This window comes from Spirosoma soli, from assembly GCF_042684525.1.
Taxonomy (GTDB): domain Bacteria; phylum Bacteroidota; class Bacteroidia; order Cytophagales; family Spirosomataceae; genus Spirosoma; species Spirosoma soli.
In genome coordinates this window covers 24,417-40,578 of record NZ_JBHULN010000008.1, presented here as the reverse complement: position 1 = coordinate 40,578, position 16,162 = coordinate 24,417, and the positions used below count along the sequence as shown (strand labels likewise).

Annotated in this window: 5 protein-coding genes; all 5 read left to right on the top strand. The window is 56.0% G+C overall.

Translation table 11 applies throughout. The features are described 5' to 3' along the window. Positions 1-409 precede the first annotated feature (409 nt). Positions 410-1,858 carry a sulfatase family protein gene (locus tag ACFSUS_RS14245; RefSeq protein ID WP_381523644.1) on the top strand — a complete coding sequence of 483 codons (1,449 nt, stop codon included), beginning with the start codon at positions 410-412 and terminating at the stop codon, positions 1,856-1,858. 13 nt (positions 1,859-1,871) lie between these two features. Then, complete coding sequence (locus ACFSUS_RS14240; RefSeq protein ID WP_381523642.1) at positions 1,872-2,345, top strand: alkaline phosphatase family protein; 474 nt, start codon at positions 1,872-1,874, stop codon at positions 2,343-2,345. 438 nt (positions 2,346-2,783) lie between these two features. Then, complete coding sequence (locus ACFSUS_RS14235; RefSeq protein ID WP_381523640.1) at positions 2,784-4,451, top strand: MFS transporter; 1,668 nt, start codon at positions 2,784-2,786, stop codon at positions 4,449-4,451. Between the two features lie 477 nt (positions 4,452-4,928). Next, positions 4,929-9,161 carry a hybrid sensor histidine kinase/response regulator transcription factor gene (locus ACFSUS_RS14230; protein ID WP_381523638.1) on the top strand — a complete coding sequence of 1,411 codons (4,233 nt, stop codon included), beginning with the start codon at positions 4,929-4,931 and terminating at the stop codon, positions 9,159-9,161. A gap of 176 nt (positions 9,162-9,337) precedes the next feature. Next, positions 9,338-16,027 (top strand): putative Ig domain-containing protein, encoded by a 6,690-nt coding sequence (locus ACFSUS_RS14225; RefSeq protein ID WP_381523636.1) that lies wholly within the window; start codon positions 9,338-9,340, stop codon positions 16,025-16,027. Positions 16,028-16,162: the final 135 nt, after the last annotated feature.

Below are 16,162 nucleotides of genomic sequence, written 5' to 3'. Positions count from 1 at the left end.
ATGAGGTTGATAAGGGCTTGGTAAAAGCGTTGTATTGACGGCTCAAAGGTAATGTAGCTGATTTTTAAAAAGCAAACATTTTTTAAGTTTTTAATCTAAAGAGCATCATTTGACAAAATAATAATAAACTATTTCCCCTAAAAACAGATGTATTCGATAGACTATTAAATAACTAGATTTTGTATTTTGGCATCTTTCTATTAAACTTTTCTTTCTAGTCAGCCTACTCTTTTGGCCTGAATTGCAATAAACTTTTATTTGCAGCCAAACGATTCTCAATCTGGTCAAGACCTGTTGATAAACCACTTCTGGGGAACAGATCTGGTTTATCGTGCGTCAAGGTCTGGCTTCAACTGTCATTCATCTGGTTAGTAAGCTCGTTAACGGGTTTCTTATGTACCATAACCCTATGCTACGTGGTCTTTGGATTACCATTTTTGCCATTAGTCAATCCTGGGTACTACTTGCTCAGAGTCGGCCTAATATCGTATTAATCGTTGCCGATGATCACGGACGCGAGGCCGTAGGTTGTTATGGCAACAAGGTTGTCAGGACGCCAAATATTGATCGGTTGGCCGCCGATGGCACTCGATTCGCCAATGCTTTCTGTACAACGGCAAGTTGCAGTCCGAGTCGTTCGGTGCTGCTGACGGGTTTACACAATCACGCAAACGGCATGTATGGGCTTGAGCACCGCGAGCACCATTTTCACTCGTTCGACACCATACGTTCGTTACCGGTGCTGCTCGAACAGGCAGGCTACCGAACGGCTCGCATTGGTAAATTTCATGTTGCTCCCGAGTCAGTTTACCACTTTCAACAGGTCTTGAAAGCCGGTGGAACCAATGATCCGACAGCTATTGGTCGCAGTCCGGTTGAGATGGCCGATTTGTGCCGTCCGTTTATGGCGGAAGCTTCCGAGAGGCCATTTTTTTTGTACGTAGCCAGCGACGATCCACACCGAAGCAATGCGGTTGCTGCGGACGGCTCGCCTATTTTTGATACGCCAAATCAACCGAATTCGTTTGGGAATCGCGCGCAGGGTTATCCCGGCATTAACACTGATACGTATCGGCCAGAAGACGTCATCGTGCCCTCTTTTCTCCCCGATACAAAGGCGACACGAGCTGAACTGGCACAATACTATCAGTCCATTAGTCGGCTCGATCAGGGCGTTGGCCGCCTGATCGACCATTTAAAAGCAACCAATCAATACGACAACACCTTGATCATCTATCTGGCTGACAATGGAGCTGCTTTTGCCGGGGCCAAGACAACGCTCTATGAGCCGGGTATGCGTTTGCCTTGTATTGTAAAGCCGCCGAAGCCAGCAAAACCCGGTTATGTGCAGCAGGCCATGATCTCGTGGGTAGATATTACTCCTACGTTACTGGACTATGCGGGGGTTGCTGAGCCCAATGTCAATCGACAGGGTCGTTCGTTCAAAAACATGCTCGAACAGGACGCCGTAACAGGGTGGGATGAGGTGTATGGCTCCCACACCTTGCATGAGGTGACGATGTATTATCCCATGCGCGTCTTGCGGGAAAGGCGGTTTAAGCTAATTTATAACATCGCTTACCAGTTGCCTTTTCCCATGGCGCTTGACCTCAAGAAGTCACTTACCTGGCAATACACGGAGCAGAGCGGGATAAAGCAATACGGCAAACGAACCGTAGCTGCCTGCCTGCACCGGCCACAATTTGAACTGTACGATCTGGAAAATGATCCCGACGAAAGCCGTAATCTGGCCGATTCCCCTACATACAGAGCCATGCTGGAGCGAATGAAGCAGAAGTTACGCTCGTTTCAGGTTCAGACGAAAGACAGTTGGGTGAGTAAATGGGACTACGATTGACGGTGATTCTGGCGTGCGAAGCAAGAGACGGCTGACGGCGCTGGATATTCTGCCAACCGTTGCCAAAGTATGCGGAGCCCGGTTACCCAAACAACGCATTGATGGCGTCGACTGGGTGGCTTTGCCGAAAGGGGATGATTCAGTGACGCCCCGCGATACGTTTTACTATTACTACCGCAGGAACAGCCTGGAAGCCGTGCGGCAGGGCGACTGGAAACTGGTGTTCGCGCATCCTGGCCGGACGTATGAAGGCTACCTGCCGGGGCAGGGTGGCAAACCAGGGCCTACTACCGAAACCCACCAATTTGGGGGCGCTCTATACGACCTGCGTCGCGACCCCGGTGAGCGATATGACGTTCGGGAGCAGCATCCGGAGGTTGTGAGTAAGCTGGAAAAGATTGCCCTAGAAGCCCGCGCCGATTTGGGCGATGACCTTCAGAAACGAACCGGCGCTAATGTTCGTGAGCCGGGGTGTATCGCTCAATAATTAACGTTATCGAAGAATTGGAATTCACATAATGCTGATCCCTGGCGTCGTATACTGCCAAGTCCAGGTTCAGGAGTGCCTTCCTGACGGAGAATGGACTGTCTGTCAGTCGTACTGTTTCCTGCTTGATCTCCTTTGCCCCCTGGCGCATACGATCTAACCGTCTTCATACCGGCTTCGTTTCTTGCGAATTATCCTCTGGAAACCCGTTGAAAGCAGATGAGGTTTTAAAAGTAGAATATGTTCAGTGCGCAAAACATGATCGTAAATTCAGTAACTAACCCCATGGCAGTTCCTGAAGAAGCCAGACAGACTATACGATACTATTCTACGGGGAGAGGCAGGCCAGTTTTAATTTACACCAGGTTAAGTTCAAACGTTCAACGCTTTCCGGGAGTTATCAGCAGAAGACATTTACCAATGATCTTCGCTTCTTTTATGCAAGCTGTAAATACGAACGTACCCGTCGACAGACCACCGACCATCTGGGAAGCCTTTCAGGTTAGCATGTTTCGGGCGGTCTGGATAGCCGCCTTTGTGTCGAACATTGGGACCTGGATGCAGAATACGGCTGGCGTGTGGCTGATCACGACCTTGTCAGAGTCATCGGTACTGGTGTCGTTGATGCAAACGGCGACCAGCTTACCCGTTTTTCTGCTTAGTGTACCCGCTGGGGTTATTGCTGACTTAGTTGATCGAAGAAAATTGTTGCTGGTAACTCAGTTGTTCATGGCAGCAGCGGCTTTGACGCTTGCCGTTACAACCCTGCTGGGCTTCTCAACGAGTTGGTCGGTGCTGTTGCTGACGTTCCTGTTGGGGGTAGGGGCCGCTTTTAATGCCCCGGCCTGGCAGACTGTGGCCTCCGAGCTCGTTCCGCGACACTTGTTGCCAGCCGCTCTGACGCTCAACGGCGTGAGCATCAATGCCGCCCGGGCGGTCGGGCCGGCCCTGGGTGGCCTCATCATTGCTTACTATTCGCCGGGTTACGTCTTTCTGTTGAACAGCCTGTCATTTCTGGGCACCTGTTGGGTGCTTTATCAATGGAAACGAACCAACGTGGTTTCAAACCTGCCAAGCGAGCACTTCGTGAGTGCACTACGAGCGGGTATTCGATACGTTCAATTCTCACCGTCGATCCATGCCATTCTGATTCGGGCATCGGCGTTTACGTTCGGGGCCAGTGCCTTATGGGCGTTATTATCGTTAGTGATTGCCCGTAAGTTACACCTGAGCTCCGGCACGTACGGAGCCATGCTATCCTGCCTTGGCGCCGGGGCCGTGACAGGAGCCTTACTCATGGATTACATTCGTCAGGTACTGCCCACCAATCGCCGGATTATTTTAGGACTCATCGGGTTTGCCATCGCGACGGTAGCGCTGGGTACGGCACCATCAGTCAGTTATCTCTACCCGATGATGTACGTAGCGGGGATCTCATGGCTCTTAACCCTAACTAGTTTCAATGTAGCGGTGCAGCTGAACCTACCCAAGTGGGTGCAGGCCCGGGTGTTGAGCATTTACCTGCTGGTGTTTCAGGGCGGGATGGCGTTTGGTAGCCTGATATGGGGTAGCGTAGCGAGTCGCTTTGGCCTGGAAACGGCCTTGCTGGCCGCTGCTGGTTGGTTGCTAGTCAGCACATTACTGGCAATTCCCTTACCCGTTATTCAAGCCGATAAGTTGAACTTAGCCCCGGCGGGTACCTGGGCCGAACCCGAAAATCATACGGATGTTGACCCCGACGATGGGCCGGTGGTGGTGATGATTGAATATCGCATTGATCCTGTCAGGCTACCTGACTTCTTGAGAGCTGCTGAAGGCTTAAAACGAATTCGAATGCGCGATGGGGCCTTACGGGTGGGTGTGTTTACGGACATTGCCCGACCTGAGCGTCAGGTAGAGTTTTACACCGTAGCTTCGTGGGGAGAACACCTGCGTCAGCACCAGCGGTTCACGCAGGAAGACCTCGTTGTTGAGCGCATGGTTAAGCAGTTTCACCTGGGTCCGAACCCGCCCCTGGTTACGCATTTTGTGACCCAAACGGATAAAATTACGGATATGCCCGCTCCTATACAGACGCCAAGCGCAGCGACGCTGGAGGGGCAGTAGGAGTAAGTCTAAAAAAGCGGACCGCAGCCGCGGACGGTCGCTGGCGGACCATCAGATTCGTCACTTAGGTTAAGTTCAGGGTAATGGGTTAATGAAGGGCGGAAATTATTGCAGGGCCGCTTGGTGGGTCCAAACGGCAATTACAATTTATCTAATTCCTTATTCAATCTTGCCAGAAGGAGCATTTCATGAGATAGCAAGATGACAGATTGCCGCTCAAGGAAACCGCTGCTTAATTAACTCAACAAAATAGCTATACATATCGGTTTGCGCGCCCAGTTCGTAGTTTTGAAGAGAAGCAAGATGCTTCTTCTTCCATGAATGACCTTCCGCCCGCTATAACGCCCGACTCAAAGAGTACCGACCGCAAACAATGGGAGCAACACCAGACCTTCTTTGGTAAAAGATTGACAACAAATGGCGTAGTCAATCTAGGAAGTCCAATTTTGCGTATTTTGTGGACCAATTCCACCGACAATGCGCTTTCTTTACTTACTGGTTTTCTTTCCGTACTGGATTTTTGCCCAGTCTACCCGACAGACTGGAAAAGGCTGGCAGGAATTGACGATTTCAGAGGGGTTGTCGCAGGGGATGATTTTCGATCTCAAACAGGATCGCAAGGGGTTTATGTGGGTGGCGACAAAAGACGGGCTGAACCGCTACGACGGGCATAATTTCACCGTTTTTACCCACGATCCCTACAACGAATACAGCCTGTCCGACAACACCTGCTCGGCCCTGCTGGTGGATCATAGCGGGCGACTCTGGGTCGGTACGCTCACGCAGGGACTCAACCTGTTCGATGCCAAAACGCAACGCTTTTACCACATCGACATCAGCGACCGCGACGCGCCCAATGCAGGCAATTACGAAGTTCGTTATCTGGCCGAAGACCCCGACGGCAACATCTGGGTGAACACCGACCAGGATAAGCTGATTAAAATTACCCTGCCCGACGCGATTAAAATGGGTTTCCCGACCCAGTCTGACTTCACCGATCAGGTCAGATTTAGCCAGTTACCACTGCAAGGCATGAAAGCTAACGGTATGGCACACCACTTCCATTTCGAGCGGGATGGCCGGGCAATCGTGGGGACAACCTATGGCATGTATGCCCTCAACTGGCGGCTGGCCACCACCATCAGGCCCGTGAATCGTCCGGCGGTAGATCCGGCGAAGTGGATCATAGTTGACGATGACAGCCAGGGAGACTACTGGTTTTCGGTAACGGGCGACTCGGTTCACGGCTGGTACCGGGGTGTCTATAAAACCATTGCCCTGCCTAAATGGTACCATAGCGTGGTAGTTCGGTTTGTAGGGGCGAATACAGTGGCGGTGGCGACCATCGACCACCTCTGGGTCATGTCGCCCGCCGATCTGATGGCGCAGGATAGCCTGACCGACCGGAACGCCACAACGGTGATGCCTCCTAATCTGTTCAGTCTGAAGGCACTGATGAAAGATCAGACTGGTAATCTCTGGGTGGGTAGTGCCGGCTATGGATTGCGTAAGTTCAATCCGCGGATCAACCAATTCCAAGCCTTTCTGCCAAACACATCACTCAACTATTTGTATCAGGACCGGCAGCAACGGATTTACGCCCTGAAACCGGTGCAGTATGTGCAACTCGACCGAGCAACCAACCGGGCAGTGCCTATACCAGCTTTCCGCCAGTTGAGACCCGAACAACAGCACCGCTACCTGATGCAGGATCGGCGGGGTAATTTCTGGGTGGCCTACCACGATCAGGTAACGCGGGAGTACTATTTGATGGCCTATTCGACCGACTGGAAACCAGGCAAAAAATACCCTTTACCCCCCAACACCGGTTTTGGGTATTATGGCAACCAGATCATCGAAGACCGGCAGGGAATGCTCTGGATTGGAGCCACCAACGGTAATCTGCTCCGGTTCAACCCGCTGACTGGAGCCTTTCAGACGATCAGCTATGGTGCGTTACTGCCCCGAAGCGGAGCCGAAACGGAGACCTATGCCCTCTATTTCGATCAGGCTGGTACACTCTGGATTGGCACCCAAAAAGGGTTGATTCGCGCCGAACATCCGCTTTCAAAACCCGTTTTCACCCTTTATAAGAACTCAAAAACGGATCGCAATAGCCTGAGCAACAATTTTGTGTCGTGCGTGCTCGACGACCCCTATGAACCCAACCGCTACCTGTGGGTGAGCACCAAAGGCGGGGGACTGGAACGGCTCGACAAGCAAGCCCGTACCGACGGGGATGCCAGTACGTCGGACCGAACCCTCCGACCAGGGCCGTTTACCCACTTCACCGAAGCGCAGGGGCTACCCAATAAAGTGGTGTATGGCATGCTGGTCGATGAGTTTAAAAACCTGTGGATAAGCACCAACCGGGGACTGGCTCAGTTCAATCTGAAAACCCTCAAGTTTCGCCACTACACCAAAGCCGACGGTCTTCAGGACGATGAGTTCAACACCGGCTCGTACTTTAAAACGGCTTCGGGCGAACTGCTGTTTGGCGGTGTGAACGGCCTGAACATTTTTCGGGGGGAGGGGGTAACGAGCAAAAATGGCCCGGCCCCGCCGGTTCATATTGTTGATCTGAAAGTGAACAACGAGCGGGTCGTTGTGGGTGGGGCCGATGGCATTCTGTCCACTAGCATCGACTATGCTCAGGAACTCAACGTGGCGCACAACCAGAATGGATTGACGCTGGAGTTTGCCCTGATGGACTACACCAATGCGCCTAACAACCGGTATCGGTATCGGCTCGATGGCATCGACCGGAACTGGGTGGAGGCCGGTACCAACCGCTTTGCCAACTACGCGCAACTGCCCTCGGGTAGCTATACGCTGCAGGTGATGGGTTCGGCCGATGGCGAGGTCTGGAGCAAACCCGTTGACCTCGCCATTCGGATCAACCCACCGTTTTACCGTACCTGGTGGGCTTATCTGTTTTATGCCCTGGTGTTGGCCTTTATTGGTTGGCAGTTGTACCGGTTTCAGAAACAACGCTGGCTGCTCCAGCAGCAAGTCGATTTTGAACAGAAAGAAGCCAGTCGGCTGGCCGAGCTCGACGCGCTCAAAACCCAGTTTTTTGCCAATATTTCCCACGAGTTTCGCACGCCCCTGACGCTCATTCTGGGGCCTATCGAACAGGCCGTTCAGAACTACGCGCATGATCCCAGTTTTCCCCTTATTCAGCGTAACGCCCAGCGGTTGCTGAGCCTGATCAACCAGCTCCTCGACCTGAGCAAGCTGGAAGCCGGTCAACTCCGGCCCGAACCCGAACCAGGCGACCTGGCGGGTTTCTTCCGTACTTTAGCCAGTTCGTTTACGTCCCTGGCTGAAAGTCGGAACATTCAGTTTGTATTTACCCAGGATGAAACCGAACGGCAGGCCAATTTTGACCGCGACAAACTGGAGAAGATCGTGTCGAATCTGCTGTCGAATGCATTCAAGTTCACGCCTTCGGGCAACGAGGTCAGGATGACGGTCCGTTACCCCCGCCTGGGCCAGTCGGGCGTGTTGCAGTGTACTATTGAGGATACAGGAATCGGCATTGCACCCCAATACCTGCCCCATATTTTCGAGCGGTTTTACCAAGTAGAGGGGCAGACCAACCGCGATGGCGGTGATGCGGCATACCGACCGCGCCCCTACGAAGGCACCGGCATTGGGCTGGCCCTGGTTCACGAACTAGTGAAGGTGCTGGGTGGTACCATCGACGTGGTCAGCACGGAGGGCGTTGGCACTACGTTTGTGGTGACCCTGCCCTTGCGTGAGGTGGGCGAGCCGGGGGTACGGACCACGCTCATTAGCCGGGATCGCTCGCTGCTTCACCAGACGCCCCTCCCGGATTTGCCGTTACCCAGCCAGGCCAGCACAATGGAGACAGAGGTTCCACCAACCCACTCCGAAAATGTCCTCCTTATTATCGACGATAACGACGACATCCGGGCCTATGTTCGCTCGGTTTTTGCCGCCGACTACCAGATTATCGAGGCCGTAGATGGGCAGGATGGCCTGGAAAAGGCTACCGCCAGTTTGCCCGACGTGGTGATCTGCGATCTGATGATGCCCCGGCTCGATGGCTTCGGCTTTTGCCGCGCTCTGAAAACAGGGGAAGCCACCAGCCACATTCCGGTGGTGATGCTCACGGCCAAAGCCACCCTCGAAGACCGCATCGAGGGCTTTGAACTGGGGGCCGACGACTACCTCACCAAACCTTTCAACCGAGCCGAAATTCAGGCACGGGTGCGGAATCTGGTTAGCCAACGCCAACGGCTCTACCAACGCTTTGCCACCAGTCTGCTACCAGAGTCCACAGCATCTTTGCCGGTAGCCAGCGTGGTTGAGCCAGTCAAACCCACCCTGCTGGCTGCCGAGCAGAAATTTCTCGACCGGCTCCGGGCGGTGGTCATGCAGCACCTCGACAATGCCGAGTTCACGGTCGAAGCCCTGGCCGGAGCCGTGAACATGAGCCGGGCGCAGCTTCACCGCAAACTGCGGGCCGTGGCCAACACCACGGCCACTAACTTCATCCGCGACATTCGGCTGACCCAGGCGGCTGACCTCCTGGCGAAGGGTGAAGACACCGTTTCGCAGGTAGCCTACGCCGTCGGCTTCGACAGCCTGTCGTATTTCGGCAAAGTGTTTCAGGAGCGGTATGGCGTATTGCCTTCTCAGTATGGAAGGGCCTCCGCTACCAATGAACGTGGTCTATCCTGACCAGTAGGCAATAGCGATTACTTGCACCAAAAGCCCGGTCTTCGAGCTTTTTTTAAGCTCATGCAACGCCAGCGATAAAGAATGCGACGAGAGCGTCAATGATTTGGTGGGCCTTAGCAGTACTTGCGAGGGCAATTACGGCTATTCATCAGCCCATCGTCATTCCTGTTTCTTGTATGAAAAACCACTACCTCCTTCGTCTTCTTTTGCTGGTGCTGTGCCTGCTCTGCGTTGGGCTGACGGCCCAGGCCCAATGCCCCACGGGTGGTGTGACCTTATCCACACAGGCCGAGGTCAACGCCTTCCCGGCGGGCTGCCCTAACTTACCCGGCACCTTAACCATTTCAGGGGCTGATATTACCAATCTAAATTCGTTGTCAGCGCTCACCAGCGTGGAGGGACAGCTACGAATCCTGAATAATACATCCTTAACGAGTGTAAGTGGGTTGAGCGCCCTCCGACAGGTGGGGACTAGTTTAATAATTCAAAATAACGCTGTTCTACCCAATCTGAGCGGGCTTCAGTCACTCACCAGCGTGGAGGGCCTTCTGACCATTCGGGATAACGCAGCCCTGACGAGTATAAGCAGCCTGAGCGCCCTCCGACAGGTGGGGGCTAGTTTAACAATTCAAAATAACGCTGTTCTACCCAATCTGAGCGGGCTTCAGTCACTCACCAGCGTGCAGAACCTTCTGACCATTCAGGATAACGCAGCCCTGACGAGTATAAGCAGCCTGAGCGCCCTCCGACAGGTGGGGGCTAGTTTAAGAATTCAAAATAACGCTGTTCTACCCAATCTGAGCGGGCTTCAGTCACTCACCAGCGTGCAGAACCTTCTGACCATTCAGGATAACGCACAACTCAGTCTTTGCGCTACCCCGCCCATTTGTCGGCTGCTGCCTACTATAACCGGCACCATCACCATCCGCAACAACGCACCGGGGTGCGCTACCCGGGCCGAGGTCGAGGCCAACTGTAGAGGGCTTACCATTACGGACTTTGCCGCCAGCCCCAACCCCGTGTGTGCGGGTAGCCCTGTCACGTTTACCGCTACGGTGAGCAATGTCGTCACCCCCTACAGCTTCACGATCACCAATGGGGCGAGTACGTCTATTGCCACCAACAGCAGCAACACCGCCCTGAGCCAGACGCTGACGGCCAGCGGCTCAGGGCCCCAACCCTTCACCCTGACAGTGAGCAGCCCGGGCGGTTCGGCCACTTCGGTGACCACTAGTGTCACGGTGAACGCGGTGACGGTGACCAATCCAACCGTTAGTGATGCTACCGAGGGCCAGCCCTTCAGCCAGACGTTTACCGCATCGGGTGGGGCAACGCCCTACAGGTTCAGGGTGGAGGGTGGTGACTCTAGACTGCCCACTGGCCTGAGCCTGAGTGAATCGGGCATACTCAGTGGCACGCCGACTCAGACGGGCAACTTTCCCATCGCAGTGCGAGCGACCGATGCCAGTTTAGTTTGTGAGGGATCAGGAACCACCTATCCGCTGAGGGTGAACCCTCCGGTGGTGCAATGCCCCACGGGTGATGTAAGGCTAAGCACTCAGGCAGAGGTCAACGCCTTCCCGCCGGGCTGCTCTACCGTACCGGGCTCCTTAACCATTTCAGGAATTGACATTACTGATCTGAGTCCGTTGGCATCACTCACCAGCGTGGGGGCCAATCTTATTGTTAACAATAACTCCTTGCTGACGAGCATGAGTGGACTGAATGCACTCCGACAGGTAGGGGGTAATCTTGAAATTATCTCGAACAATGCCCTGCCAAACCTGAGCGGACTCGAGTCCCTTACCAGCGTAAGGGATCTTCTGACTATCTACGAGAACGAATCGCTGACGACTGTGAGTAGCCTGAGCGCACTTCAACAGGTGGGGGTGCTCGACATATCCATCAACAATGCCCTGCCCAATCTGAGCGGGCTTCAATCACTTACCAGCGTAGAGGGCGGTCTATTTATCCTCGAAAACCTTTTGCTGACGAGTGTGAGTAGCCTGAGCGGAATCAGGCAGGTGAGGGGGAATATTCGAATCCAGGGGAACAGTGCCCTGGCGGACCTGAGCGGACTCGAATCGCTCACCGGCGTGGGGGGAGAGCTGGCTATCGCAAATAACCCCTCGCTCACGAGCGTGAGAGGACTGAGTGCACTCCGACAGGTGGGGGAGGATCTGTTCATCTTCTCAAACGACGTACTGCCCAGCCTGAGCGGGTTTGACGCACTTACCAGCGTGGCAAGTGATGTGTTTATCGTTGATAACGCGCAACTCAGTACCTGCTCAACTGAGCCTATTTGCCGGCTGCTGCCCAGCATAACCGGCGCCATCACCATCCGCAATAATGCACCGGGGTGCGATACCCGGGCCGAGGTCGAGGCCAATTGTGCCGGGCCCACTATCACCAGCTTTGGGGCCAGCCCCAACCCCGTTTGTGCGGGTAGCCCGGTAACGTTTACCGCTACCCTGGGCAACGTCGTCACGCCGTATAGCTTTACGCTCACCAACGGGGCAGGTACGTCTATTGCTACTACCAGCAGCACTACCGCCCTCAGCCAGACCCTGACGGCCAGCGGCACCGGACCCCAACCCTTCACCCTGACGGTGAGCAGCGGGGGGCAACTAACCACGGCCACCACCAGTGTCACGGTGAATGGAGCCGCTCCTACCCGGCTCTATGTGAACGACGATGCCACGGGCGCTAATACCGGCCTGACCTGGCAGGATGCCTTCACCGACCTGCAATCGGCCCTTACGTTCAGTTGCCGACAGAACCTCACCGAGATCTGGATTGCCCGTGGGGTGTACAAACCACGATCCGGCGCAGTGGGAGACGCCTTTGCCATGCTGCCCAATGTGGCCATCTATGGCGGCTTCAACGGCGGTGAAACAGACTTGACCCAACGACCTCCGATCACCCCGGAGAACCCCTCCTCAACTACTCTGTCAGCGGACATTAACAACGACAATACGGTACTGGGCAACTCGCGCTACATTATTTACAACACGCTGCGCCTGACCAGCACCGCTATTCTGGATGGGGCCGTAATTACCGATCCACTCTCGGGTACCCAGACGGCGGCTATCATGAACAATAGCAGCACCGACCCCAGATCTGGGTTTGGCAGCGAGTGTAGTCCCCAGTTTCGCAATCTCCTGTTTACCGGGTATGTAACAGGTCAAGATTTTGTAAGTAGTAGTGGTCTGTTTGTTAATAATGTTGCCATTGAAGGGAGTATAGCCAGTCCCAGCTTCGTTAACTGTGTATTTCGGGCCAATCAGGGGAATCCCGGTAATGGAGCCTCGATTTTAAACGTTACCTCGAGCCGCCCTGAGTCTTCCTCCGCCACCAAGATAAGTCTGCAGTTTACCAACTGTATATTTGCTAACAACAGTGCCCCTCAATTGATAAATTTTACAATTAGAGGATCGATACAGACCCAATTTACAAACTGTTCGTTTCTGAATGTACCTGATGGTATAGCCGAAAACCGAAGAAGTCAGGTCGATCCGGCTATCGACATCCAACTGACTAACTGTGTTCTGTGGAATACCGGAGGAGCGAATACCTTTCGGCAGGACCCCAGTACGTCACTTAGTGTAACGGCCCAGTACAGCTTACTGGATCAGGCCATCACGGGCTACACCAGCGGTCCGAATAACCTGACCACGACCAGCTCGCCCTTTGTGTCGGCCACGAATCTGCGGCTGCTCCCCTGCTCGCCCGGCATCGACGCGGGCTTAAACTCGGCCACCGGCCTCAACGGCATCACCACCGATGTAGACAATAACCCCCGCCGGTTCAACAACGCTGGAGCGCCGGCCGGAATCGTGGATATGGGCGCCTATGAATTCCAGGGTACTACGTCACTCACTGTCACCAATCCGACCGTCACCACCGCGACGCAGGGAGTGGCTTTCAACCAGACATTCACAGCTGCGGGCGGTACGCAACCTTACAGCTTCTCGCTGGCCAGTGGTAGCTTGCCGCCCGGCCTGAGCCTGGCTACAACCGGTGTGCTGAGTGGCACGCCGAGTCAGGAGGGTAGCTATACGCTCACGGTGCGGGCAACGGATGCCAGTGGCTGCGTGGGGACGGGCGGGGTCTACAGCTTGACAGTGACGGCACCAGTGGTAAATCAACCCACCATCACGGGCTTTGCCGCCAATCCCAACCCCGTATGTGCAGGTAGTCCCATCACCTTCACCGCTACTATTGGCAACGTCACCGGCGACTACGGCTGGTCCATTTCCAATGGTGGACCTCCGGTTGGCAGTGCTGGCCCCAGTTCGGCTACGGCCTTCAGTACCCAGCTAACGGCCATTGGTAGCGGGCTACAAACCTTTACGCTCACTGTCACCAGCGGAGGGCAGGTGGCCACAGCTACCACCACGGTAACGGTCGATGCCTTGCCCGTGGCGGAGCTGACCAACAACGGCCCCCTGACCTGCAACCAAACCTCGGTCACCCTGACGGCCAGTGGCGGCACCTCCTACAGTTTTAGTGCGGGAGCTAGTCAGATTGGTGCTACCAACCAAGCCGTGGTGACTACCTCGGGGACCTATTCGGTGACTGTGGCTAATGCTACCGGCTGTGTGAGTGCCACCAGCACCACCGTCGAGAGCAGCACGGCCGCGGCCCAGGTGAGCATCAGTCCTGTATCGGCGACGCTGAGTTGCGCCAGCCCAACGGTGAGTCTGACGGCATTGGGGACGGGGGATGTGCGCTGGAGCACGACCGAGACCACGCCGGTCATCTCGGTGAGCGTCGCGGGCACTTACTCGGTGACCATCACCAACGCCAGCGGTTGCACAGCCACCACCAGCGCGAGAGTCGAGCAGGCCCCCGACCAGACCATCGCCTTCACTCAGCAGCCCTTGTCGGCTACTAGCGTCACGGTGGGGGCGACGGTGAGCACCGGCGTCACCGTCAGCGGCAATCCTACCAGCTACCAGTGGTACAAGGATAACCTGAACAATCCCCTGAGTGGGCAGACCTCGGCCAGCCTCACCCTGGCTAACGTCCAGCTATCCGATGCGGGCACCTACTCGGTGGTCATCACGGGGAGCTGTAACTCACTCACCTCAACGGCCTTCAGCCTCTCGGTGAGCAGCCCCGTGGTCGAGACGGGGCCCTTCGCCATCACCGCCGTGACCACCCTCAACTGCACCCCCGTGCTGCCCAACCGCTTCAGCATCAGCTTCACCCCCCGCTACAGCGGCCTCACCGGTCAGCCTATCAGCTTCTCGGTGGCCAACGAACTGCTGCCCACCACCGAGCCCGGCCCCTTCACCATCCGGCTCTACACCGATAACCCCCGCATCACCCTGAAGGCCACCCAGCAGGGCACACCCCAGGAAGCCAACTTTGTCTACGACTGGCTGGCGGCCTGCCAGGCTTCGGAATCAGCGAACACCGCCCCAACGGTGGTGCTGCCTGTGCCGCCCCAGTCGGCCACGGTGGGGGTAGGCTACAGCTACGTCATCCCCGAGGGCACTTTCACCGATGCCCAGACCCCGGGTAGCCTACAGGTGAGTGCGCGGGGCCTGCCGCCCGGCCTGAGCCTGACAGGCTACACCCTGTCGGGGGTGCCCTCCACTACCGTTGGGTCGCCCTTCACGGCCACCCTAACGGCCACCGATCCGGGAGGCTTAGCCGTGAGCACGAGCGTGCTCTTCAGCATCGCCCCTGGTCTGAGTGTGCCCCCGGCTCCCAGCCAGCCCTTTGCCATCACGGGGGTGAGCATGCTCAGCTGCACACCCATCGCCGACCGGATCAACATCAACTTTGCGCCCCAGTATGTAGGCCTCAACGGGCAGGCCATCGCCTTCGAGGTGGTCAACGAGCTGGCGGCCACCAACGAGCCTGCTCCCTACAGTCTGACCTTGTACCGGGACAACCCCCGCATCACCCTCAGGGCTCGTCAGACGGGCAGTGTGGGGGAGGCCAGCTTTGTCTATGACTGGCTGGCGGGGTGCGCTAGTCAGGGCCAGGACAACACCGCCCCGCGGCTCAACAGTGCGGTGGGCAGCCAGACGGCGGTGGTTGGTCAGTCGTACGTGTTGAGTCTGGCCAACGTGTTTCTGGACCAGGAGACGCCCCAGAGCCTGACGCTGAGTGCGAGTGGCTTACCGGCAGGGTTGGCTCTGGTGGGCAGCACCATCAGTGGTACGCCTTCGGTAACGGGGGTGTCGACAGTGGTGGTGAGAGCGACCGATCCGGGCGGGTTAAGCCTGACGGTAAGCTTTGGCTTGACGGTGAGTGCGGCCAGTTCGCAGACGGTCACCCCCCCGGTGGGTGAGCCGGGGTCTTTCACCATCACAGGGGTACAGACACTGAGCTGCGTGGTGGTCAATGCCGGTTTACGAGCCGTGACGTTCCAGCCCCAGTATGCCGGGGTGACAGGCCCGCCGATCAGCTTTAGGGTGGTCAATGAATTGGCGGCTACCAGCCAGCCGGGTCCTTACACGCTGAATCTGTACACCGACAACCCGGCAGTCTTGCTCAGGGCTACGCAAAACGGGAGTGCGGGCGAGGCCTCCTTTGTCTACAATTGGCTGGCGGGCTGTAGCGGGGGTAGTGCCCGGCAGGGTGTCGAAGCTGTCGCCCCACTGGAGGTGCTCGTCCTGGGCAACCCCACGCCGGGCGATGTGGTGGAGGTGCTGGTGAAGGGAGCGGGTGGTCAAGCCCTAAGCCTGCGGGTAGTCGATGAACGGGGGCGGCTGATGAGTGAGCGCCGGGTTGGAGGTGAGGAATCTGATCAGCCTCAGCCAGTCCGGCTAGGACAGTCTGCGGGCCGCTACCTCATCCAGGTGAGCACCCCGAGCCAGCAGCGGACCGTGAAGGTACTCAAGCGGTGAAGGGGCTGTGGGGGTGATCAGACGGCCCTATCCGTACCTTGACGAGTACTTCTCCTTAAAAAAAGCCCGTTTTCCGGGCTTTTTTTAAGCCCATGCAACGAGAGCGTTAAAGAATGAGACGAGAGCGGCAATGAT

Excerpts from the sequence above, each read along its gene's own strand:
- ACFSUS_RS14235 (WP_381523640.1), top strand. The coding sequence starts at position 2,784 with ATGCAAGCTGTAAATACGAACGTACCCGTCGACAGACCACCGACCATC.
- ACFSUS_RS14245 (WP_381523644.1), top strand. The coding sequence starts at position 410 with ATGCTACGTGGTCTTTGGATTACCATTTTTGCCATTAGTCAATCCTGG.
- ACFSUS_RS14225 (WP_381523636.1), top strand. The coding sequence starts at position 9,338 with ATGAAAAACCACTACCTCCTTCGTCTTCTTTTGCTGGTGCTGTGCCTG.
- ACFSUS_RS14230 (WP_381523638.1), top strand. The coding sequence starts at position 4,929 with ATGCGCTTTCTTTACTTACTGGTTTTCTTTCCGTACTGGATTTTTGCC.